Below are 23,669 nucleotides of genomic sequence, written 5' to 3'. Positions count from 1 at the left end.
ACACCCTTAAACTTAAGGCTTGAACAAAACAGAAATGGCCTGCGTTCGACAAAGCACTTAAGAATCCCACTGCTTTAGCTGTGGGAGTGTCAAAGTATAGTTACCTTTGAAGGAGGGATCAGTATATGAAACATTATCTTTGCCCGTCATTAAGTATCCTCTTCTACTTGCTCTATTTTTTCTTGCTGCAGGGAGCAGTTTATTTTTTGCCGGATTCAATTATCGTTACACTGATTGTAGTGGCTTCAGTATTTATCGTAATTCCGATAGCAGCCTCCCGCACCAGTGCCTTAGTTATAGTTAAAATAAGAGGATTCAGCTGTGGGCTGTAAGTGTACTCATCCTGAAAACTGACAGGCTGAAAAAGTTGAAGCGGGGAGCAATCTAGCTACCAAATCGGATCGATTTAAAAAAACACCTTTTAATCATCTTGAGGATATGCTATTATAGTAGTTGCCGCAAGGCCTCATGGCAATGGTGGGCGTATGAACCGTGTCAGGTCCGGAAGGAAGCAGCACTAAGTACTGTCCCACCATGTGTCATGTGATACATAGTCACGAATAATGCAGTTTATTCATAGAAAGATGCCTCCGTCAAAAGGGCATCTTTTTTTTTCGCACAGGGAAAATTTCTTTTTAAATTTACTTCATTTTGGCCTATAATAGAGTAGAGCAAGTACCTAGAAAAGAGGGAGACAATGAGTTATCAAGCTTTATATCGTGTCTGGCGTCCCCAGCGGTTTTCAGACGTAGCTGGACAGGAAGCCGTCACCAAAACGCTTAAAAATGCCTTGAGTCAAGGCAATACCAGTCATGCCTATCTTTTCTCCGGTCCTCGGGGAACAGGAAAAACCAGTGCGGCCAAAATTTTTGCAAAAGCCATGAACTGCCCTCATTCTCAGGATGGAGAGCCATGTAATGAGTGTGACATCTGTGAATCAATCACACGAGGGAACCTGAATGACGTCATTGAGATAGATGCCGCCAGTAATAACGGTGTAGAAGAAATAAGAGACATCAGGGAAAAGGCAAATTATGCGCCGACCCAGGCTGAGTATAAAGTATATATCATTGATGAGGTTCATATGCTGTCAATGGGGGCCTTCAATGCTCTTTTGAAGACACTCGAAGAGCCTCCTGCAAATGTCGTGTTCATTTTAGCTACAACTGAACCGCATAAAATCCCGCTGACAATCATTTCAAGAACGCAGCGGTTTGATTTCAGACGTATTTCTCCTCAGGATATTATCAAACGGATGACATTTATTCTGCAGGAAAAGGATGTGGCTTACGAAGAAGATGCACTTCTGGCTATCGCCAAGGCGGCGGAAGGGGGTATGCGGGATGCTTTGAGCATACTCGATCAGGCCTTGTCCTTTTCAAGCGGGTCGGTCACTTTAGAAGATACGCTTCGAATCACCGGAAGCATCACTCAGGAGCTGCTGGGTGATTATGTCTCCGCTTCTTTAGTCAACGATACGGAGAAGGGGTTGAGCCTGCTTCATGCTATCCTTCAGGAAGGAAAAGACGCCAACCGGCTGGTCGATGACACGATCCTTTTCTGTAGAGACATACTGATTTATAAGAAGACAGGGGAAGATGCCCTGCTTAAAATGAGTAAGGTCGATGACCAGTTCAAGACTCTCGCAGAAGAAGCCGATCCTGAAAAAATTTACGAAATCATTCGGGTCATGAATCAGACCCATCAGGAAATGAGGCTGTCCAGTCACGCGGAAGTTTATCTTGAAGTTGCGACAGTCCGACTGACCCAGCCTGTTTCAAAACCTGCGAGTGGACCGGCTGCTGGTCCTGTACAGGAAATGAAAGCAGACAACGGAGACATCGATGCATTGAAGAAGAAAATGCAGCAGATGCAGACACTGATCGAGCAGATGCAGCAGGGGGGGCAGAAACCTGCTGCGCCAAAAGCCTCGAACCAGTCACGTAAAGCCAGGAAACAGCAGACGTTCAAGGTGAATCAGACACAGGTATTCAAAGTGCTGGAAAAAGCGACAAAAGGAGATCTGGTCAAGCTGAAAGATGTCTGGCCTGATCTGATCGATTTCCTGCCTGCAGGTCAGAAAGCAATAATGAAGACCTCCAAGCCAGTTGCGGCCAGTCCTAATGGGTTGGTTGTCACCTTTGATTATGATATTCTATGTGAGAGGGCTTCAAATGATTCCTTCCTTCTGGAATCGGTCGGTGACTATCTTGAAAAAGTGATCGGTCATCGTGCCGGGATGTGCAGTGTGCCGAGTGAACAATGGCCTGCAGTCCGTCAATCATTTATTCAGCAGATGAAAAATCAGTCCGGGGAATCTGAAGAAGTCTCCAGCGAAGAACAGTCAGAACCGGAAGAAGAACCCGTCGTGAGTGAAGCGATCGGTCTCTTCGGAGAAGAAATCGTAAATATTAAAGATTAAGAGAGGATGAATGCCGATGCGCGGTGGAATGGGAAATATGCAAGGTATGATGAAGAAAATGCAGAAGATGCAGAAAGAAATGGAACAGGCTCAGGCTGCTCTGAATGAAACAGAATTTACTGGATCAGCAAATGATGACCTGGTGACAGTCAAATTTACAGGAGACAAAACATGTCGGGTAGTCAGAATCAAAGAAGACATCGTTGATCCTGAAGATGTGGAAATCATTGAAGACCTCGTTCTTTTAGCTGTAAACGATGCATTAGGGAAAATCGATGAAGAAACTGAAAAAACAATGGGCAAGTACTCTAAAGGATTAGGAATCCCAGGATTATAATCTGGAGGAATGTTTGTGGACTGTCTGACGAGTATGGATCTATTCGTTTCGCAGTAGAAAGGAAACGGTTATGCACTATCCAGAACCGATAGCACAATTGATGGAGAGTTATATGAAACTGCCAGGAATCGGGGAGAAAACAGCTGCCCGCCTGGCTTTTTATACGGTGAATATGAAAGAAGATGACGTGACCCGTTTTGCCAAGTCACTGATCAGCGTTAAACGTGACCTAACATACTGTTCGGTCTGTGGGAACATGACACAGAATGACCCATGTGATATCTGCGAAGACAAGAATCGGGACCAGTCTGTCATCTTAGTAGTGGAGCAGGCAAAAGACGTGATAGCAATGGAGAAGATGCATGAATTCAAAGGCTTGTATCATGTCCTTCATGGCGTGCTCTCTCCTATTGAAGGGACTGGCCCGGAGGATATCAATATTCCTGTCCTGATCAAACGTCTTCAGAAAGATGAAGTCAAGGAAGTTATCATTGCGACCAATGCAACAGCTGAAGGAGAGGCAACGGCAATGTATCTGTCGAGACTGATCAAGCCAGCAGGAATCAAAGTCACACGTCTGGCCCATGGGTTGTCAGTAGGCAGTGATATTGAATATGCCGACGAAGTTACTCTGCTGAAAGCTGTTGAAGGCAGAAGAGAAATGTAGGGAATCATAGTATGGGATTGTTCAGAAAAAAACACCAGCTTAAGAATACGTACGATGATAAACTGATCGCACTCATCAATAAGCAAAAAAAACTGTACGAAGCAGACAAACAACTGGAAGAGCTGATGATCAAGGACCATCCGGAATGGGAAGCACAGCTCAAACTCCAGAAGGCCAAGTATTTTTATCTCTTTAAAGAAGCGCGTATCAGACAGGTTAGAGGGGATCATCTTAGTTAATAACACGAAGGGTGCGGTCAGTGACTGTACCCTATTTATTTTTTACTTGATATAGAAAGAATAGACAACCTCTCCTCATCTAACGTATAATATAAGTAGAAATCGATTAGAAAGTTGGAAGAAGGCTTGAAGGGACTATTTATAACTATTGAAGGGCCTGATGGAGCAGGTAAAAGCAGCCTGGTCAGAAGACTTCAAAAGGCCATACAGGAGGAAACAGACCGTCCTTTAGTAATGACAAGGGAACCTGGTGGAAGTGATATTGCCGAAGAGATCAGAGAAATCCTGCTCAATCCTGTACATACTAAGATGGATGCCAGAACTGAAGCGCTGCTTCTCGCTGCTGGAAGGCGACAGCATGTCGTTGAAAAGATCAGACCGGCATTGAGCAGAGGAGACATCGTCTTATGTGACCGTTTTGTCGATAGTTCGATCGCTTATCAGGGTCAGGCTAGAGGAATTGGTGTAGAAGAAGTCAAGGCCATTAATGCCTTCGCTATTGAAGGGTTAAAACCTGACCTGACAATCTATCTTGATGTCGAAGCAGAAGTCGGCCTGTCACGCATACGGGACAAGAAATCCAACCGTTCTCAGGATCGCCTTGAGCTTGAAGCCGTCACTTTTCATGAAGAAGTAAGAACGGGATACGCTCAGCTGATCAGTCAGGAACCCGAGCGGTTTTCCATTATCGATGCATCTCAGGCAGAAGAAAAAGTATTTGAAGATACCTGGGCAGTCATCAAAGCAAAACTGAATGACACATATTGAAAATAAGAAAGGATGATCACGATGAAACTAATCATAGCAATTGTACAGAATCAGGATAGCAAACGTCTGGCAGATGAATTTGTGGAGAACGGAATTAGAGCCACAAAACTCTCTTCCACCGGTGGGTTTTTAAGATCAGGGAATACAACATTCCTGTTAGGGGTAGAGGACCGTAAAGTTGACGAGGTACTTGAACTGATCAAAGAGAACTGTTCAACCCGCAGCCAGACAATGATGAGCCCGCCGTCTTATGATTTTACTCTGGAATCAGACCTGACGTATCCAGTGGACGTTGAAGTTGGAGGAGCGACGTTATTCGTTCTGCCAATCGACCAGTTCCTGCAATTTTAATCGAGAGAGAGGACAGATAATGTCTACTCAAACAATCAAACAGCCGAGCATTCAGCGGCTGTTTCTTCAGTTGCTTAATCAGAAGACACTGCAGCATGCCTATCTGTTCGAAGGCAAAGCGGGTACTGGGAAAAAAGACATGGCCATGTGGGTCACGCAGTCTCTTTACTGTCCGGAAAGCAGCAGCGAGGGCGGAGCCTGTCAGACCTGCCAGACGTGTCAACGAATCAGAGCGCATTATCATCCGGATGTTATTGAAATTGAACCGGATGGTCAGTCAATTAAAATTGGACAAGTCAGAAGCCTGAAAGAAGAGTTTACAAAAAGTGGAATGGAAAGCCGCCGGAAAGTCGTCATCGTTGAAGATGTAGAAAAAATGACGATCCAGGCCGCAAACAGCCTGCTTAAATTTCTGGAAGAACCGGATGGAGAAATCTACCTGTTTCTTCTGACCACGGCAAAGCACAGACTGCTGGACACGATCCTGTCTCGCTGTCAGCTGATTCATTTTCCTCAGCTGCCTAAAGAAGAGCGACTGTCTCTTCTTGTCGAGCGTGGAATTTCAAAAGAAAAGGCAGCTTTGCTGATCCATCTGACAAGTGATGCCGATCAGGCCCAGGAACTGGCTGAAAAAGAAGAGTTGCTTCAATTGGTACAGGCAGTCTGGAAATGGTTCAGTTTCATGTCCAAGAAAGATGATCAGGCCTTTGTTTATGTGCATACCGATCTGATGCCTCTTGCTCGTGAGAAGAAAGATCAGCTGATGGTCATGGATCTGGTTTTGATTCTTCTTCAGGATATACTGAACAGCCAGGTGAGTGAAGCACATGTTTATGCATTCGAAAAGTATAAGGAGACTATCCAGTCAGGAGCTCAGCGTTTTCGTCCATTGGAGATAGCTGAAATGATGGAAGTCATTTTGAACGGGAAGAAAATGCTTGACAGTAATGTCGCTGGCCAGGGGGTTTTTGAAGACTGCTCGCTGCAGATTGTTGATGTCATCAGGAATAAAAGATAAATGAAAAGACTCTCAGTTCATTTGGCTTTTTCATTCTAATCATGGTATGCTATAAAAAGATGTGAGAAATCGACTCGCTTCAATCAGCAGGTGACGATGAAAGAACAAAGAAGTGGTGACGTATGAATAAAAAAGAATTGCACGATACATTTTCTGATTTAGAATCTCAAGCAGAAGCCACCTTGAAAATTATAAAAAACATGAAAGAAGAGTTATCTCATCTGACCGAAGATAATCATGTTTTACGGATGGAGAATCAGCACCTACGAGATCGGTTAGCAGAAATCATGAAGCAGCAATCACTCGAAAAGCAGATTACTGACACAGGTATGACTAAGTCCCGTTTAAATCTTGAAAAAATATATGAAGACGGCTTCCATGTCTGTAACTTGTTTTACGGATCGAGAAGAGACGGCGATGAGCCATGTGCATTTTGTCTTGAAGTAATCTATGGTGAAAGAAAGTAGAACCACAATATATAGTGTTTAGAAAAAAACAATTAAGTTCTTAACGATTTAACACTCCCGAAAAATGTGCGTTTGTACGTTTAGCTCGGGAGTGTGTTTTCGTTCCAGGCACTATATGTTGTGTTCGGTTTAAATTTAAATAATATATCTAGTGCTTTGGGCTTGATTTTTTATTTTACTACTGTAAAATGAAGTTATCGTAAAAAAACAAAAAAATCACTCAAATTAAAAGACACACAACATGTAGTGTCTAAGAATTTTATGGAAAAGTGCCATGGAGGAGATAAAAATGCAAAATACACCAGTAGTCGTTTATTCAAAACCGAATTGCATGCAGTGCAACTTCACGAAAAAATTCCTGGAAGACAAGGGGATTCCTTATCAGATCAAAGACATCGAAGAGAATGAGAAGGCTGTTGATGAAGTGAAGAGCCTGGGATTCAGTTCACTTCCAGTTGTGATTGCTGAGGGCATTGAAGCGTTCCACGGATTCAGACCGGACTTGCTGAACAGACTGGCATAAGAATGAAAGTTGTGTACTTTTCTCTGACAGGACAGACCAGAAAATTTGTGAAGAAACTAAATATGGATTTGCTGGAGCTTGATCCAGCAAATCCTTTTATTGACATGGAAGAGCCCTTTATCATTGTCACACCGACTTATGACGGGGAAGTCAGTGATCTGCTGAATGATTTTTTAGAAACGGGCAGAAATAAGGATTTATTCAAGGGAATAGCTGGCGGAGGAAATTTGAACTTCGGCAAGCTATTTATCTTTACAGCTAAGGATATAGCTGAAGCGTACCAGGTTCCTCTGCTTCACCAGTTCGAATTTCAGGGAACAGACGAAGACGTAAGAAAATTGAAGAAAGCGGTGAAAGATCTTGGCTTCGAACAGCACAGTGAAAGATAAAACAAATGAAATCACATATTTTAAATTAAATAACCAGATAAACAGACCGGTAAATAACCAGATCCCTCTCCAAAAAGATCAGGAGGCTGTACGTGCGTACTTTAAAGAGCATGTCAATCCCAATACTGTTCCTTTCGAGTCGGTTTCTGAAAAGATAGATTTTCTGATCGAACAGGATTTTATAGAAGAAGGATTTATAAATAAATACAGCAGAACATTCATAGAGCAATTATTCGAAGAGCTATATCAGAAAGAGTTTCGTTTCCGTTCATTCATGGGCGCTTACAAATTCTACACTCAGTATGCCCTGAAAACTGACGATGGTACACGTTATCTGGAGCGATTTGAAGACCGTATCGCGTTCAACGCGTTGTACTTAGCAGACGGAAACGAAGACCTGGCCAGACATATAGCCGATGAAATCATTCATCAGCGCTATCAGCCGGCTACACCGACGTTCCTTAACGCTGGAAGAAAGCGTCGTGGGGAACTAGTCTCATGCTTCCTTATCCAGGCAACAGATGATATGAACAGCATTGGCCGTGTCATCAACTCAGCGCTTCAGCTGTCTCGTATTGGAGGCGGAGTAGGCGTGAACCTGACGAACTTAAGAGCAGCAGGGGATCCGATCAAGAAAATCGAAAATGCTTCAAGTGGCGTGCTGCCGGTTATGAAACTTCTGGAAGACAGTTTCAGCTATTCGAATCAGCTAGGCCAGAGAAATGGTGCAGGAGCGGTTTATCTTAATGTATTCCATCCAGATATTCTACGTTTCCTGTCAACGAAAAAGGAAAACGCTGATGAAAAAGTGCGTGTAAAAACACTGTCTCTTGGTGTCGTCGTTCCGGATAAATTTTATGAGCTGGCGGCTCATAACGGAGATATGTACTTGTTCAGTCCGTACGATGTCGAACGCATATACGGTGAACCTTTTGCGTATATCGATATCACAAAAGAATACGACAATCTGGTCGCTAACCCTGAAATCAAGAAAACGAAAATCAATGCGCGTGAACTGGAAAATGAAATTTCCAAACTTCAGCAGGAATCCGGCTATCCTTACGTCATCAACATCGATACGGCGAATAGAGAGAACCCAGTATACGGCACGATCACGATGAGTAACTTATGTAGTGAGATCCTTCAAATTCAGGAACCGTCTCTGATTAAAGACAACCAGGAATACGAAATCATGGGAACGGATATCAGTTGTAATTTGGGATCGACTAACGTCGTCAATCTGATGAATACGCCTGACTTTGAGCTGTCTGTGGATACGATGGTACGTGCTCTGACTTACGTGACGGATCAGTCAAGCATCGAAGCGGTGCCGACAGTCAAGAATGGAAATGACAAGTACCATACGATTGGTTTAGGTGCAATGGGTCTGCATACGTTCTTTGCTTTGAACCAGATGCATTATGGCTCACCGGAGTCTGTAGAATTTACAGATGCCTACTTTATGCTGTTAAATTATTATACTTTGAAGGCTAGCAACAAGATGGCTGCTGAACGCGGTCAAGTGTTCCATAATTTTGAGAAATCGTCTTATGCAGATGGCAGTTATTTTGACCGCTATACTGAGTCATCTTTCACTTTTGAACATGATAAAGTGGCACAGATCTTCAAGGAACGAGGCATTACTGTACCGACAAAAGAAGACTGGGATCAGCTGAAAGAAGACGTGAAGAAAGATGGGTTGTATCACCAGAACAGACTGGCTGTTGCACCGACTGGATCGATCAGCTACGTCAACGAAACCTCAGCGAGTATCCACCCGATCACCCGTCTGGTAGAAGAGCGTCAGGAAAAGCTGACTGGTAAAACTTATTATCCTGCTCCATATCTATCGAATGACACCATGCCGTACTATGTCAGTGCTTATGATATGGATATGCGAAAAGTGATCGATATCTATGCTGCGGCACAGAAGCACGTCGATCAGGGAATGAGTCTGACTCTCTTCATGCGTTCAGTGATTCCTGAAGGTCTCTATGAGTGGAAGGAAGGCAGAACGAACAAGCAGACCACACGTGACTTGACATTGCTTAGACACTATGCACACAAGAAAGGAATCAAGTCGATTTACTACATCCGTACATTTACTGATGACGAAGAAGAAATCGGTGCAAATGCATGTGAGAGCTGTACGATATAAGCTACTAATAGAATGACAGTGACGAAAGCAGTAGTCAGTTGTAATGAAGGAGAGTTTAAAGTGACTGAAACCTATAAAGCGATCAACTGGAATCGTATAGAAGATATGATCGACAAGCTGACATGGGAAAAACTGGTCGAGCAGTTCTGGACCGATACGCGTATTCCCTTGTCGAACGACTTAAGTGACTGGAACAAGCTGTCACTTGACGAAAAGGATATGATCGCCAAAGTATTCGGAGGCCTGACACTTCTGGATACACTCCAGTCTCAGGATGGAATCGAAGCACTGAAGAAGCACAGCCGGACGCAGCATGAAGAAGCGGTCTACAATAACATCGAATTCATGGAATCGATGCATGCCAAGAGCTACAGTGCCATATTCAGTACACTTAATACGAAATCAGAGATAGATGACATCTTTGACTGGACGCACAGCAATCCGATGCTTCAGAAAAAAGCTCAGATCATCAATGCGATTTATCAGGAAGGCACGGAGCTTCAGAAAAAAGTTGCCAGTGTATTCCTTGAGTCTTTCCTGTTTTATTCAGGTTTTTACGCACCACTACGGTATCTGGGAAACAGTAAGCTGACTAACGTGGCTGAAATCATCAAGCTGATCCTGCGGGATGAATCGGTTCACGGGACATATATTGGATATAAATTCCAGATCGGGTTCAATCAGCTGACTGAATCGGAACAGGAAGAGATGAAAAATTGGACCTACGATCTACTTTTCAAGTTGTATGAAAACGAGATGGCGTACACGAGTTATCTGTATGACTCCATCGGATGGACAGAAAGTGTCGGAACATTCCTTCGCTATAATGCCAACAAAGCGCTGCAGAACCTGGGATTCGATCCATTGTTCCCGGACACTGCGGAGGATGTGGATCCGATCATCATGAACGGAATTTCTACTGGAACAAGCAACCACGACTTCTTCTCTCAAGTAGGGAACGGGTATCTGGTCGGTATGGTTGAATCGATGTCAGATAATGATTATGTTGAATGGTTCAGCTGATTAAATAGAGAAAGGGCGCCTTTTTATAGAGGCGCCTGCACTCTATACATGCGATACATAAAATTCACAATCATTTTTTTATACTCACTTGTGAAAAATAATTCAAACTAAAAAGATAAAATTTAAGAAGGATGGTGCGGTGTGATGCAGAAAGTGAAGTGGAACGACAGGAAAATTGCGGAACATAACGAAAAAGTTATCAATGATGGGCTGAAGGATGTTCAAAAACGCGACGGACGCATGCAGAAGTACAGTCGAAAAAAAATAACTGAAGCCTTGTTTCAGGCTGTTGAGCAGCTGGACCTGAATTACAGCATTGATGATCTGAAGGCTATTGCCTATGAAGTAGAGGAAATGATTCTCAACAAGAATCTGACACACCTGAACACAAAAGAAATCGACTTTATGGTTCTGGATATCCTGAAATCATATGAGTACGATGATCTGGCAGAAGGGTATATCCAAAGACGCGAGGAAAAAGAAAAAGAACGGGAAACTAGACGAGACGTCAATGCAATGATCAAGAGTCTGCTTCAGAAGGAAAAATCCATTGTCAATGAGAATGCCAATAAAGACAGCAAAGTGTTCAATACTCAGCGTGATCTGACGGCAGGAATTGTAGGCAAGGCGCTTGGACTGAAGATGCTGCCTCCTCATGTGGCGAATGCGCACGAAAAAGGTGAGCTGCACTATCATGATCTGGACTATACCCCTTACGCACCGATGAGTAACTGCTGCCTGATCGATTTCAAGCATATGTTTGAAGAAGGCTTCCAGATCGGAAATGCAGAAGTCGGATCTCCTAAATCCATTCAGACCGCGGCAGCTCAGACGGCTCAGATTATTGCGAACGTGGCATCCAGCCAGTACGGTGGTTGCAGCTTCGACAGAATTGATGAAGTGCTGGCACCATACGCCGAGCTGAATTACAAGAAGCATATGACAACAGCAAGCGACTGGATCGAGGGAGAAGACAGACAGCAGGCTTTTGCCACGGAAAAGACAAAGAAAGACATTTACGATGCGATGCAGAGCCTGGAATACGAGATCAATACTCTTTATACTTCACAGGGTCAGACCCCCTTCACCAGTCTGGGCTTTGGACTGGGCTCCAACTGGATCGAAAGAGAAATACAGAAAGCGATTCTCAAAGTCCGTATAAACGGGTTAGGAAAAGAAAAGAGAACGGCTATTTTTCCTAAACTGATTTTTACTCTTAAACGAGGATTGAACTTGAACCCGGATGATCCCAACTACGATATCAAAACGCTGGCGCTTGAGTGTTCAACTAAACGCATGTACCCGGATGTGTTGAGCTATGATAAACTGATCGACATTACAGGAAGTTTCAAAACACCGATGGGCTGCCGGTCCTTCCTTCAGGGCTGGAAAGATGAACAGGGTAATGATGTCGCAGCTGGTCGAATGAATCTTGGTGTCGTCACGTTGAACATTCCACGGATCGCGATAGAGTCAAAAGGCAATAAAGACAAATTCAGTGCGCTGCTGAAGGAACGTCTTCAGGTGGTAAAGGATGCGCTGATGTTTAAAGCTGAACGCGTGATGGATGCGGAGCCGGCTAATGCACCAATTTTATATATGCATGGCGCTTTCGGAAAACGACTCTCCAAGGAAGACAAGGTATCCCAGCTTTTCCTCAACAAACGTGCAACTATATCCTTAGGCTATATCGGTCTGTACGAAGCGGCTGCTCAATTCTTCGGCCCGGAATGGGAAAGTGATGAAGAAGCCAAGCAGTTTACCTTGTCAATCATGAAAGAATTGAAAAAGCATGCAGATGAGTGGGGGAATGAGAGTGGCATTCATGTCAGCGTGTATTCGACCCCGAGTGAGAGTCTGACAGACCGTTTCTGCAAACTGGATACTGAAAAATTCGGACTGATCAAGGATATTACAGAAAAAGGCTACTATACAAACAGTTTCCATTATGATGTACGGAAGAATCCGACACCGTTTGAGAAGCTCGATTTTGAAAAAGATTATCCACAATTCACAGGAGGCGGCTTTATCCATTACTGTGAGTACCCAAAACTTCAGACGAATCCAAAAGCACTTGAAGCAGTCTGGGACTATGCGTATGACCGGGTCGGGTATCTGGGAACAAATACACCGATCGATCGCTGTTATGAATGCGACTTTGAAGGGGACTTCAAACCAACAGAAAATGGATTTAAATGCCCGGGCTGTGGAAACACGAATCCTGAAACGTGTGATGTGGTCAAGAGGACTTGTGGGTATCTAGGTAATCCACAGAAGCGTCCAATGGTCTTAGGGCGTCATAAAGAAATTGCCTCACGTGTGAAACATATTAAAGGGACTGATTGATATGCCTGCAGATCCAATCTCATGGACATCAGAACGCTTCAGTAAGAATTATGTCGCGGATTACAAACCTTACAACTTCGTGGATGGCGAAGGGGTCAGATGCAGCATTTACGTAAGTGGCTGTCCATTCGCATGCAAGGGCTGCTACAACAAAGTGGCCCAGAATTTCAGTTACGGTTCACCCTATACAGAAGAGCTGGAAAATCAGATCATAACCGATCTCAGTGCAGACTACTGTCAGGGACTGACCCTGCTTGGCGGAGAACCATTCCTCAATACTGGGGTCACGATCCCCCTTTGTGAGCAGGTCCGTGAAACGTTCGGGTGGAACAAGGACATCTGGTCCTGGACAGGCTATACCTGGGACGAACTGATGCAGGGGACAGAAGATAAACGTCGGCTCCTTGACCTGATCGATGTGCTTGTGGACGGACGCTTTGAGCAGGACAAGATGAACCTCAATCTGGCATTCAGAGGCAGCTCGAATCAGCGCATCATCGATGTACAGCAGTCTCTGAACAGAGGGGAAGTGGTCTTGTGGAGTAATGGGGAGTATGTCTAATGCGTTGTAGTATCGTTTCAGCTAAGGACGTAGATTTTCTCCTTAAAAAACAGCGGTGAGCGTCTGATTACCATTTATTCGTTAGACGTGGTATACTGTAAGGACGTTGAAAGTAGATATGAAGTATTATATAAACACGTTTTAATGAAGTTTATTCGCACTGGCGCAGCTTTGGGGCTGCAAGGACATGATAGAGGTAGGGATCATGTCGTTTAAATGAGAAACTTAGTAGTATAGATATGAATAGAAATAACCAGCGATTTGCTTTACAAATATTTATTTTTGACCAGAAAGCCACTCACTTTTGAGTGGCTTTTGTCAATTGTCCGGGAATCAGTGAGTTGAATTGAGCTAAGGTGCCGGGAGACATACATAAATTAATAAATCAGACACTGAATCTTTTTAGAAATTGCGACACAGCTCCATAATTATTTTGGTATACTGATACTAATCAAATGATAAAGGAAGAATGCAGTGAGTACTGAACTAAAAGGAGATGAACGGATCGATCAGCTGATGCAGTTTGGTCTGGACATCATTCAAAGCCCGTCTGTCTTTTCATTTTCCCTGGATGCTGTCCTTTTGGGTCATTTTGCTAAAGTACCCGGGCATGACCGGGCAGAGATAGTTGATCTCTGTTCTGGAAATGGAGCTGTTGCGCTTATGCTGAGCGGACAGACAAGGAGTCGCATCAAGGCTGTAGAAATCCAGGAGAGACTGGCGGATATGGCCCGACGAAGCGTGGAACTGAATGGGTTAACAGAACAGATCGACATCATACACGCCGATGTCAATAAAGTGCATAAGCACATTAAAAAGGATTCCATCAATATCATCACATGTAATCCACCTTATTTCACCGTGTCAGACAGCAGCCGGAAGAATCCGAACGAGCATCTGGCCATAGCGAGACATGAGCTGCATCTGACTGTGAAAGAGCTGATGAAAGCCACATCAGGCCTGCTTAAAACAAAAGGAAAAGCCTATTTTGTTCACCGACCGGAACGGTTCTTTGACATTCTCGATGCGATGAGAGAAGTGGATCTGGCTCCCAAGAGAATCCGTTTCGTTTATCCGAAGCCGGACAGGGAAGCGAATATGCTGCTGATCGAAGGGATCAAACAAGGCAAAGAAGACGGATTGAAGATCCTTCCCCCATTATATGTATTTGACGAAGAGGGAAACTATTTTCCGGAAGTGAGAAGGATGATTTACGGCAATGAGCAAGACTAGCGATAACAAAGACAATAAAGCCAGCTATTTTTATGTCCTCCATTGCAGGGACGGGACACTTTACGGTGGATACACGACAGATCTGACCCGCCGGCTGAATGAACACAATGAAGGGATCGGTGCAAAATATACTCGTCCCCAAAAAAGACGCCCGCTGAAGATGATTTATGCTGAAGCACATGGCTCAAGAAGTGAGGCAACAAAAGCGGAAGCCGCGTTCAAGAAGCTTGCGCGCAGACAGAAAGACCAGTATCTGGCCAGCAACGGGGTCAGTAGACCTTACAAAGAACAGAAACAATGTATAGTGAAAGAGGTGAGGCAGTTACATGAAAATTAGTCAGAAAAGCTTTGAAGAACAGGATGCAGGACGATTGTACTTAGTACCGACCCCTATCGGCAACCTTGAGGACATGACTTTCCGTGCCATTCGTATACTTAGGGAAGTAGATGTGATTGCTTCGGAAGACACAAGAAATACCCAGAAACTGCTGAATCATTTTGAAATTGATACAGCTCAGATCAGTTATCATGAGCACAATATTAATGAGCGGACGCCTCAGCTGATAGAGAAAATGCTTAGTGGACAGTCGATAGCGCAGGTGAGTGATGCGGGGATGCCGTCAATCAGTGATCCGGGAGTCGAATTAGTGAAGGAAGCAATCAAGCAGGGGGTTTCTGTTATCGCATTACCCGGTCCCAATGCGGCTTTGACAGCACTGATTGCATCTGGTATCAGCCCTCAACCTTTTTACTTCTATGGTTTTCTGCCGAGGAAGAAAAAAGAGCTTGTGTCAACACTAAAAGAATTGAACAGACGAAGCGATACACTGGTCTTTTACGAGTCTCCGCATCGGGTCAGACAAGTGGTCGAGCAGATGGTAGCTGTATTTGGTCAGGAACGTCAGCTCGTTCTGGCAAGAGAAGTGACCAAGCGTTTTGAAGAATTCGTACGCGGAAACGCAGAAGAGGTACTAAAGTGGCTTCAGAACGAACAAATCAGAGGAGAATTCGTTCTGATTGCAGAAGGAAACAGTGATCCCCAGGAAGTAGAGCAAGCAAGCTGGGAATCATTAAGCCTGAAAGAGCATGTTGAGGTTGTGATGGATGAACAGAACTTTTCGAGTAAAGAGGCAATCAAGGAAGTGGCTGTATTGCGTGGAATGAAAAAGCGGGAGGTCTACGCCGCGTATCATAATATCGAAGATTAAAGGAGGAAACAGACATGAGCAATAAACATTGGATCTTAGCTGTAGCAGTAATGGGACTGGGACTAAGTGCCTGCCAGCAGAATGAAGCCGCTGAAGAGGAAGAAGTGGCAGTAACCGTTGACGAGCCTGCGGAAGATGCCGAAAATGATGGAGAAGTGTCCGTAGAAGAACCCGAAGAAGAAGCAGACGAGTTCCTGGAGGACTACGAGAGCCTTCTTGACCAGGCCAGGCGAGAATATGAAGCCGACCAGCTGGATGCAGCAGCGGGGACATTGAGTCTTCTCATGGAAAATGATCTTGAGGCGTATCCTGAATTAAGTGAAGAAGCTGAAGGGCTTCTTGATGAGATCAGAGAAATTCAGGCTGATAGAGCAGCGCAAGTTGCTGAAGCCCAAAGTGAAGAGTCCAGATATAAAGAAGAACGTCAGTCTGCCCTGTATTCTGATGACTACTTCAATGCAACCGGACAATCGATGGAAGACGCATCCGATGAGGAGCTGGATGTCTGGTTCGCTCAGAAAGAAGAAGCTGAGGAAGAGTCTGACGAAGTTGAGCATGAATGGACAAAAGAAGAGGCAGAAAATTATGCTTTCGATCAGCTGATGCTTCATGAAAATCTGGCTTTTGAAAAATACATTTATTTTGTCAACCAGGCAGAACAGGACTGGGTCAACATTGAAGTCAGAGAACCTGTCGAACAAGATGGTGTCGCATGGTCCAATATGATCGGCATCTACCGGTTCAATGTCTCTTCTAATGAGCTTCAGAAACTCGATACGGTCACCGGAGAGTATTCCTCTCTGCCATAATCACTGATAGTTGAGTTTTCGTAAAGGAATCAATACTCTATCAGAGAGGGAGTGAGTGATGTGACAAAAGTGATACTGAGTCTAAGACCATTTAAAGACAAGCAACTCGAGGCACTCAAGGAGCGGACAGAAGACTACACAGTGGCGTCTTCGCTTGATGAGGTCTCATCTATTTCAGATATCGAAATCGTTTATGGATGGAACAAGGAAGAAGGGCCCCGCCTTCTGGACAGTGACGATCTGAATGTCAAATGGATCCAGCTTGAATCTGCCGGGGTGGATTATATGGATCTGGAAAAACTAAAAGATAAAGGCATCGTGTTGACTAATGCGAGCGGCATACATAAGTATGCAATCGCAGAATCCATTATGGGCATGCTGCTGAGCTACACGAGAGGCATCGGCCATTCTATCCTGATGCAGAATCAGTCAAAATGGGACCAGGTCGATAAGGCACGTGAAATGAATCAGAAAACGATGCTGATCGTTGGTGCTGGAGAAATTGGTAAGCAGACCGGGAAACTGGCAAAAGCATTCGGGATGCATACGATAGGAGTCAACCGAAGCGGGCAAAAGGTCGAGTATATGGATGAACAAGTAACTCAGGAAGATTTGAAAAAAGCTTTACCGTTGGCTGATGTCGTCGTCAATATTTTACCTCTGACGGATCAGACGAAGGACTTATTCGATCTTGAACTGTTTAAAGAAATGAAAGAAACAGCCATTTTCATCAATGTCGGTCGCGGTCAGACTGTAGTCACAGATGATCTTCTGGAGGCACTGGATAAAGGATATCTGGACTATGCAGCTCTAGATGTGGTTCATCAGGAGCCGCTGCCGGAAGATCACCCGATTTACAAACGGAAAGATGTCTTGCTGACGCCGCATATATCAGGGATGCTTGACGATTATGACGAGAGTTTGTTCCCTGTATTTGAAGAAAACCTGGACGCTTACCTTAAGGGAGAGGACTTGCCGAGAAATGTAGTCAGCTACGAATCTGGCTACTGATACTGAAACCAGTAATTGAACAAAATAAGTGTACCTGTAAACTCATGAAGAGGCTGATCCTTTTCATGAGTTTTTTGTGTTAATTGCTCCTCTAACTGCTCAGTACGATTATTAACTGAGAGAGCAAGAGTACATGTTACAAGGTCTTTAAAATAAGAATGGGGATGAGAAGATGAAATGATGAGAAATATGACATACTCACAGAATCACTGTGCCAACTTAAGTAATCAAATAAAAGGAACAGATCCAAATTCTATTTGGATCTGTTCTCTCAAATAAATACTTTGAAAACTAGATTTTTCTTTAAAATTTGTTAAATGGTGCTATAATAAAATAAGAAAGTGAATAGAAAAAGTGATGACACTTTAATCAAGTGTTCATTTTTTAAACAAAACATGACACTTTGTCACATTTCTTCTATTAGCTTTTCTTTATAACGAAGGGGAGATCACATACATGTCAGAACAATTACTTAAACGCTCTGAAGTAGCAGAAGAGTTAAAATGGGACCTGTCTGCTATTTTTGCAACAGAAGAAGAATTTAACCAGACGGCAGAACAGCTGCCTGAAGATGTCGCTGCATTTTCATCTAAGTATGACGGCAAGCTGGATAATGCGGATACAGTCGTTGAGGCGATCAAGGAATACGAAGGCTTGATGGCCACCGCGTCACATTTGGGTCAGTATGGACACCTGCCTGTCTCTGTAGATATTTCCGATGGGGAGGCCCAGCAGGTTACGCGTCGAGTCTCGAATATTCTGGCTGGCGTCAGTGCCAGATTGAGTTTCTTCCAGTCACAGCTTGAAGATCTGGACGAATCAACGTTGAATGCTTTAGTTGAAAAAGATGCAGCTTACGAGACATTCATCCGTAAAATCAAGAAATCCAAGCGTGCTAAACTGGATCCGAAAGTGGAAGAAGCTCTTGCTCAACTGTCACCCGTATTTAATGCACCATCTGAGATCTTTGAACAGGCGCGTTCGAATGATGCAGACTACGGGACATTTGAAGTGGATGGAAAAGAATACCCATTAAGCTTTGTCCTATATGAAGAAGTATATATGTACCACGAAAATCCGGAAATCCGTCGAGCAGCCTATGACAAGTTCAACCAGGTCCTCGGCAGCTACAAGAATGTTGTAGCGACTGCTTACTATACGCATCTACAGAAAGAAAAAACCTTATCAGTAATGCGCGGCTATGACTCGATCTTTGACTACCTGCTGGAAAGCCAGGAAGTCGATCAGGACCTGTACCATAGACAGATCGATACGATCATGACTGATTTCGCTCCAGTGATGCGAAAGTTCATTACACATCTGAAAGAAGTTCACGGACTGGACAAAATGACTTATGCCGACCTGAAAGTCGATCTTGATCCGGAATATACCCTTCCTGTGACTATCGATGAATCCAAAGATCTGGTCAAGGAAGCTCTGGCACCACTAGGTCAGGAGTATGTCGATATGATTCTGCGCTCGTATCCAGAACGCTGGGTGGACTTTGCTCAGAATATCGGGAAGCGTTCCGGTGCGTTCTGCTCAACAACGTATGGCAAGCACCCGTATGTCATGGTGACATGGACAGGTCAGCTGACTGATGTGTACACCTTGTTCCACGAACTGGGTCACGCCGGTCAAGGGGTTCTATCGAATGAGAACAATCCACTGACAAGCGCTCGTCCGTCACTATATCTGATCGAGGGCCCATCCACGTTCAACGAGCTGCTGCTGACAGATTATCTGAAAAACAAAACTGACGACCCACGTATGGAACGATCAGTTCTGTCCAAGATGATTTCACGAACGTATTTCCATAACTTTGTCACGCATCTGCTTGAAGCGGCTTATCAGCGTGAAGTGTATCGTCTGATCGATGCCGGTAAGAGTTTCGATGCGAACAAGCTGAGTGAGATTAAACGTGACATCCTGGAACAGTTCTGGGGCGATGCGGTTGAGCTGGAACCAGGTGCGGAGCTGACTTGGATGCGTCAGATCCACTACTACATGGGTCTTTATCCATATACCTACTCAGCTGGACTGACTATTGCTACACAGGCATTCCTAAAAATCAAAAGTGGGGATGAGTCTGTCGACGGCTGGCTGGAATTCCTGGCATTAGGTGGGCAGAAAGTGCCTGCTGAAGCGCCGCTTGTTGCTGGTGTCGATATCACTACAGATAAACCTTTGAAAGATACAATCAATTATCTTGATGAATCAGTCGACCGCATTATTGAACTGACTGAAGAATTAAATAATCAGTAGTTTAGTATATTAACTTTCTAATCAGTCGAAGATATAATAAGCAGAAGCTGGAGCGGTTATTATCGCTCTGGCTTTTTTGTACTTTATATACTCTTGGTCAGAGATCCTCTTGACTGAGAACATAGATTGCCATTCGAGTATAAGAAAAAGAGTGAACTGAACCGGTCAAAAAAAAGCAGTTCAGAACCTGACTGAGGTTCTAGACTGCTTTTTATAGTATGGTCTGACTGTTCCCAAAAATGGTGGAGTTCAGTGGGTGCTGATTAAAGAGAGGATCACTTACTTTAATCAGCAGTTGACCTGCTTAAGGCTGTTTGAGCTGCATGCATGCCGGCCAGTCTGCCTGTAATAAAGGCACCAGTGATATTGTACCCGCCAGTGTAGCCGTTGTAGTCCAGTATTTCACCAGTGAAATACAGATTCTGCATCAGCTTGCTTTCCAGAGTCTTTGGATTCACTTCTTTCGTGTGAACACCGCCACCTGTAACAAATGCTTTTTCAATCGGAAGAGAGCCATGAACATTGAAACGGAAATCCTTCAAGAAGGTAATGAGCGCGTCGACTTCTTTAGGCGTCAACGTCTTGAAGGCACGTTCACTGTCGATGCCCGCCTGTTCCAGACCAAACAAAATGTAGCGCTCAGGTCCGAACTGCTTCATAGTATTTTTCATGCTCTTTTCGCCTTCTTTTTTCATCAGGCGTTCAATGGTCTGCTTAAGCGACCTTGGTGTCTCATCCGGCAGACTGTCCAGACTCATGACAGCATGATCAGTCTTATCGCGCTTCATCGTCTGCAGAACAAACATCGAACAGCGCAGAACAGCTGGTCCGGAGATGCCGAAGTGAGTGAAGATCATATCCATTCGGTGGGAGATAACCTTTTTTCCTTTTTTATTAACGACTTTTAAGTCAACATCTCTGAGAGAAATTCCCTGAAGTGTGCGATCCTGGATGAACGGTTCTTCAGATGTGATCGGCACTTCCGTCGGATACAGTTCCTTGATCGTGTGTCCGGCTTTTTTCGCCCACTTGTACCCGTCACCAGTTGACCCGGTTTTAGGCATGGCGCGTCCGCCAGTCGACAGAATAACCGAATGGGCATAAAGGATACGTCCATCCATAAGTTTTACTCCATTGACAGCACCGTCTCTATAGAGCACCGTTTCAACAGGTGCATTGGTATGCACGTCAACTTTTGATTCTTCCATAATCTGAGTCAGGGCATTGACGATCGTCCGGGACTTGTCCGTGATCGGAAACATTCGTCCGTGGTCTTCTTCCTTCAGCTTGATTCCACGAGACTGGAAAAAATCCATAATATCGTAGTTGTCATACTGATAAAACGCACTGTAAAGAAAGCGTCCGTTCCCAGGTATATGAGTAATGATTTCTTCTTTATCTCTATTGTTAGTGACGTTACAGCGGCCATTTCCAGTTACCAGAAGCTTACGGCCGACGAACTTGTTCTTTTCGACCAGTCCGACAGTCGCTCCATGTTCCGCGGCTGAAATGGCAGCCATCATGCCGCTCGTGCCGCCACCGACGACTAGTACATCATAATGAGTCATATGTGTTCCTCTTTTCTCTAAAAACCTACATCCTTGACACTTTACCATAATAATGACAGCCTAGCTACAGGATTACGCATTCCTCACATTTTTGTCAGAATTCGCTTGTATGTAATGGATTACACGCTTTAAACTGAAAAAGTAAACAGTTAGAAAACAGACAACAGGAGGAATAAATATGGGATTTAGAAAAGATTTTTTATGGGGCGGCGCTACTGCAGCCAACCAGCTTGAAGGTGGATACGATCAAGATGGACGTGGACTGGCTAACGTCGATGTCGTTCCAATCGGAGAAGACCGTCCGGCTATCATTACAGGCCAGATGAAGCATTTTGATTTCGATGAGGACCATTTCTATCCGGCTAAGGAAGCCATCGATCATTACAATCGTTTCAGAGAAGATATCGCATTGTTCGGAGAAATGGGATTCAAGACTTACCGTCTGTCGATTGCCTGGACACGTATTTTTCCTAAAGGCGATGAAAAAGAGCCTAACGAAGAAGGCCTGAAATTTTACGAAGACTTATTTAAAGAATGCCACAAGCATGGCATCGAACCTCTAGTAACGATTACTCACTTCGACTGCCCGATGCATTTAATTAAAGAGTATGGTGGATGGCGCAACCGTAAAATGATTGATTTCTACGAAAACCTGACACGTACGCTGTTCACGCGTTATAAAGGCCTGGTCAAGTACTGGCTGACATTCAACGAAATCAACATGATTCTGCATGCACCATTCATGGGTGCGGGACTGGCATTTGAAGAAGGCGAAAATCAGAAACAAGTGAAATACCAGGCTGCTCACCATGAACTGGTTGCAAGTGCACTGGCGACTAAGATTGCTCATGAAGTGGATCCGGAAAACCAGGTCGGATGTATGCTGGCCGCAGGGAAATACTACCCTAACACGCCTCATCCTAGAGACGTTCGTGCCGCTCAGGAAGCCGATCATGAGAACTACTTCTTCATCGATGTTCAGTCGCGTGGAGAATACCCTGCATACGCACTGAAAGAACTGGAACGCGAAGGCATTGAAATCGAAATGACTGAAGAGGACAAGGCTCTTCTTAAAGAACATACCGTTGACTTCATTTCATTCTCTTACTATTCATCCCGCGTTGCATCAGGCGATCCAAAGGTGAACGAGAAAACGGCTGGAAATATCTTTGCTTCAGTTAAGAACCCATATCTTGAAGCCAGCGAATGGGGATGGCAGATCGACCCGCTTGGGCTGCGCATAACAATGAACGATATTTACGACCGTTATCAGAAGCCATTATTCATCGTTGAAAATGGTCTAGGTGCCATCGACGAGCCGGACGAAAATGGCTATGTGGCAGATGACTACCGCATCGACTATCTTGCTGCACATATCGACGCAATGAAAGATGCCGTTGAACTCGACGGAGTAGACTTGATGGGCTATACCTCATGGGGCTGTATCGACTTGGTCAGTGCCGGAACAGGCGAAATGAAAAAACGTTACGGCTTCATCTATGTTGACCGTGATAACGAAGGAAAAGGAACGCTTGAACGCAAACCTAAGAAATCCTTCAACTGGTACAAAAAGGTGATTGCATCAAATGGAGAAGACTTAAGTAACGACTAAGTAATGATATTTTGAGGAAAAGAACCCTTCGATTTTTTGAAGGGTTCTTTTTGGTGCGCCCGGCATGGGCGACAACTTGGTGGTGAAAGTCCACTACAGGCTTTGCAGTAGGAACTGTTAGTGAATGACAAGGGTGTCCACCGTGAGGTGGAATCTGAAGGAAGTCGGACGCAAAAGCTCGCACTGACGAACAGAAACTCCATACTAAGGCTGAATCAGGACGGATGAGCTTGCCAAACAAAGCGAAGTCCAATACTGCACGAATCCTGTACAGTAAATGGAGCAGTGACATGAGCGGAAGGTTGTCGTTCTTACCCGGGGAGATCTCATCAACGAGATAATTTCGTAGTAACAACGAATGATGAGAAGTCAGCAGACGTCATAGTACTAGCCTTATGGCTAGGAAGGACAGAACAATAACAATTTTGGAAATCAAGGAGGTGGATGCGCCACCAGTATCGCAGCCAACATCGTGATTAAGTTCGTAGAGATGGCTACCTACAGAAGGATAAGCTGGAAGCAAAGAATATGTAGGAGTGCGTAGGGGCGTAACGCAGATATGAACAGACAAAATGATATCTCACTTATTGATCGAGTAGTCAGTAAAAACAACATGGAAAGAGCTATTCAAAAAGTCCTTAAAAACAAAGGAGCTCCCGGTGTAGACGAGATGACCGTTTATGAATTAGAGGA

At 44.3% G+C, this 23,669-nt stretch carries 23 protein-coding genes and 1 other RNA gene; 23 read left to right on the top strand and 1 reads right to left on the bottom strand.

Annotation, left to right across the window (positions count from 1 at the left end; genetic code table 11):
* Nucleotides 1–125: 125 nt before the first annotated feature.
* From BLR76_RS07335 to pepF, 22 genes are all read left to right on the top strand, one after another.
* Nucleotides 126–332, top strand: a complete 207-nt coding sequence (locus BLR76_RS07335) for a hypothetical protein (protein WP_091267430.1) — start codon at nt 126–128, stop codon at nt 330–332.
* Nucleotides 333–462: 130 nt separating this feature from the next.
* Nucleotides 463–552, top strand: an RNA gene (ffs, locus tag BLR76_RS07330) — signal recognition particle sRNA small type.
* A 145-nt stretch (nt 553–697) separates the two neighbouring features.
* Nucleotides 698–2,422 (top strand): DNA polymerase III subunit gamma/tau, encoded by a 1,725-nt coding sequence (gene dnaX / locus BLR76_RS07325; RefSeq protein ID WP_091267427.1) that lies wholly within the window; start codon nt 698–700, stop codon nt 2,420–2,422.
* Nucleotides 2,423–2,438: 16 nt separating this feature from the next.
* Nucleotides 2,439–2,759, top strand: coding sequence for a YbaB/EbfC family nucleoid-associated protein (locus BLR76_RS07320; RefSeq protein ID WP_091267423.1), 321 nt, complete (start codon nt 2,439–2,441; stop codon nt 2,757–2,759).
* A 70-nt stretch (nt 2,760–2,829) separates the two neighbouring features.
* The gene (gene recR, locus BLR76_RS07315; RefSeq protein ID WP_091267420.1) at nt 2,830–3,426 is read left to right on the top strand and encodes a recombination mediator RecR; all 597 of its coding nucleotides are present in this window, start codon (nt 2,830–2,832) and stop codon (nt 3,424–3,426) included.
* A gap of 11 nt (nt 3,427–3,437) precedes the next feature.
* Nucleotides 3,438–3,665, top strand: a complete 228-nt coding sequence (locus BLR76_RS07310; protein ID WP_091267416.1) for a YaaL family protein — start codon at nt 3,438–3,440, stop codon at nt 3,663–3,665.
* Nucleotides 3,666–3,791: 126 nt separating this feature from the next.
* Nucleotides 3,792–4,433, top strand: coding sequence for a dTMP kinase (gene tmk / locus BLR76_RS07305; protein WP_091267436.1), 642 nt, complete (start codon nt 3,792–3,794; stop codon nt 4,431–4,433).
* 21 nt (nt 4,434–4,454) lie between these two features.
* The gene (locus BLR76_RS07300) at nt 4,455–4,784 is read left to right on the top strand and encodes a cyclic-di-AMP receptor (protein ID WP_091267413.1); all 330 of its coding nucleotides are present in this window, start codon (nt 4,455–4,457) and stop codon (nt 4,782–4,784) included.
* A 19-nt stretch (nt 4,785–4,803) separates the two neighbouring features.
* On the top strand, nt 4,804–5,802 hold the full coding sequence (gene holB / locus BLR76_RS07295) for a DNA polymerase III subunit delta' (protein ID WP_091267410.1): 999 nt from the start codon (nt 4,804–4,806) through the stop codon (nt 5,800–5,802).
* Between the two features lie 122 nt (nt 5,803–5,924).
* Nucleotides 5,925–6,269, top strand: coding sequence for a DNA replication initiation control protein YabA (locus BLR76_RS07290; protein WP_091267407.1), 345 nt, complete (start codon nt 5,925–5,927; stop codon nt 6,267–6,269).
* A 289-nt stretch (nt 6,270–6,558) separates the two neighbouring features.
* Nucleotides 6,559–6,792: a glutaredoxin-like protein NrdH gene (gene nrdH, locus BLR76_RS07285; RefSeq protein ID WP_091267404.1), complete on the top strand. Its 234-nt coding sequence runs from the start codon at nt 6,559–6,561 to the stop codon at nt 6,790–6,792.
* Between the two features lie 2 nt (nt 6,793–6,794).
* Nucleotides 6,795–7,181 (top strand): class Ib ribonucleoside-diphosphate reductase assembly flavoprotein NrdI, encoded by a 387-nt coding sequence (nrdI, locus tag BLR76_RS07280; protein ID WP_091267401.1) that lies wholly within the window; start codon nt 6,795–6,797, stop codon nt 7,179–7,181.
* Nucleotides 7,153–9,339, top strand: a complete 2,187-nt coding sequence (gene nrdE / locus BLR76_RS07275; RefSeq protein ID WP_091267398.1) for a class 1b ribonucleoside-diphosphate reductase subunit alpha — start codon at nt 7,153–7,155, stop codon at nt 9,337–9,339. The genes nrdI and nrdE overlap by 29 nt, the downstream gene beginning before the upstream one ends.
* 60 nt (nt 9,340–9,399) lie before the next feature.
* On the top strand, nt 9,400–10,362 hold the full coding sequence (gene nrdF, locus BLR76_RS07270) for a class 1b ribonucleoside-diphosphate reductase subunit beta (protein ID WP_342706590.1): 963 nt from the start codon (nt 9,400–9,402) through the stop codon (nt 10,360–10,362).
* A 144-nt stretch (nt 10,363–10,506) separates the two neighbouring features.
* Nucleotides 10,507–12,708: an anaerobic ribonucleoside-triphosphate reductase gene (gene nrdD, locus BLR76_RS07265; RefSeq protein ID WP_091267393.1), complete on the top strand. Its 2,202-nt coding sequence runs from the start codon at nt 10,507–10,509 to the stop codon at nt 12,706–12,708.
* Between the two features lies 1 nt (nt 12,709).
* Complete coding sequence (nrdG, locus tag BLR76_RS07260; RefSeq protein WP_091267390.1) at nt 12,710–13,270, top strand: anaerobic ribonucleoside-triphosphate reductase activating protein; 561 nt, start codon at nt 12,710–12,712, stop codon at nt 13,268–13,270.
* A gap of 474 nt (nt 13,271–13,744) precedes the next feature.
* Nucleotides 13,745–14,503, top strand: a complete 759-nt coding sequence (locus BLR76_RS07255) for a tRNA1(Val) (adenine(37)-N6)-methyltransferase (protein WP_245683062.1) — start codon at nt 13,745–13,747, stop codon at nt 14,501–14,503.
* A complete protein-coding gene (locus tag BLR76_RS07250) occupies nt 14,490–14,840 on the top strand; it encodes a GIY-YIG nuclease family protein (protein ID WP_091267387.1) in 351 nt (116 codons plus the stop codon). Before BLR76_RS07255 ends, BLR76_RS07250 begins: the two co-directional genes overlap by 14 nt.
* Nucleotides 14,830–15,711: a 16S rRNA (cytidine(1402)-2'-O)-methyltransferase gene (gene rsmI, locus BLR76_RS07245; RefSeq protein ID WP_091267385.1), complete on the top strand. Its 882-nt coding sequence runs from the start codon at nt 14,830–14,832 to the stop codon at nt 15,709–15,711. Before BLR76_RS07250 ends, rsmI begins: the two co-directional genes overlap by 11 nt.
* A gap of 14 nt (nt 15,712–15,725) precedes the next feature.
* The gene (locus BLR76_RS07240) at nt 15,726–16,520 is read left to right on the top strand and encodes a hypothetical protein (RefSeq protein WP_091267382.1); all 795 of its coding nucleotides are present in this window, start codon (nt 15,726–15,728) and stop codon (nt 16,518–16,520) included.
* 60 nt (nt 16,521–16,580) lie between these two features.
* Nucleotides 16,581–17,531: an NAD(P)-dependent oxidoreductase gene (locus tag BLR76_RS07235; RefSeq protein WP_176759644.1), complete on the top strand. Its 951-nt coding sequence runs from the start codon at nt 16,581–16,583 to the stop codon at nt 17,529–17,531.
* A gap of 456 nt (nt 17,532–17,987) precedes the next feature.
* Entirely contained in the window at nt 17,988–19,796 is a 1,809-nt protein-coding gene (pepF, locus tag BLR76_RS07230) for an oligoendopeptidase F (protein ID WP_091267377.1), read from the top strand.
* Between the two features lie 284 nt (nt 19,797–20,080).
* On the opposite strand, the gene BLR76_RS07225 is transcribed toward pepF, so the two are convergent.
* Nucleotides 20,081–21,364 carry a BaiN/RdsA family NAD(P)/FAD-dependent oxidoreductase gene (locus BLR76_RS07225; protein ID WP_091267374.1) on the bottom strand — a complete coding sequence of 428 codons (1,284 nt, stop codon included), beginning with the start codon at nt 21,362–21,364 and terminating at the stop codon, nt 20,081–20,083.
* Between the two features lie 178 nt (nt 21,365–21,542).
* On the opposite strand from BLR76_RS07225, the gene BLR76_RS07220 reads away from it, so the two are divergent.
* The gene (locus tag BLR76_RS07220; RefSeq protein WP_091267371.1) at nt 21,543–22,976 is read left to right on the top strand and encodes a 6-phospho-beta-glucosidase; all 1,434 of its coding nucleotides are present in this window, start codon (nt 21,543–21,545) and stop codon (nt 22,974–22,976) included.
* The last annotated feature ends 693 nt before the right edge of the window (nt 22,977–23,669 follow it).

It is taken from the genome of Alkalibacterium thalassium, assembly GCF_900101165.1.
GTDB classification, from domain to species: domain Bacteria; phylum Bacillota; class Bacilli; order Lactobacillales; family Carnobacteriaceae_A; genus Alkalibacterium; species Alkalibacterium indicireducens.
The sequence above is the reverse complement of the archived record's forward strand: the minus strand, read 5'-3'. Positions and strand labels throughout refer to the sequence as shown.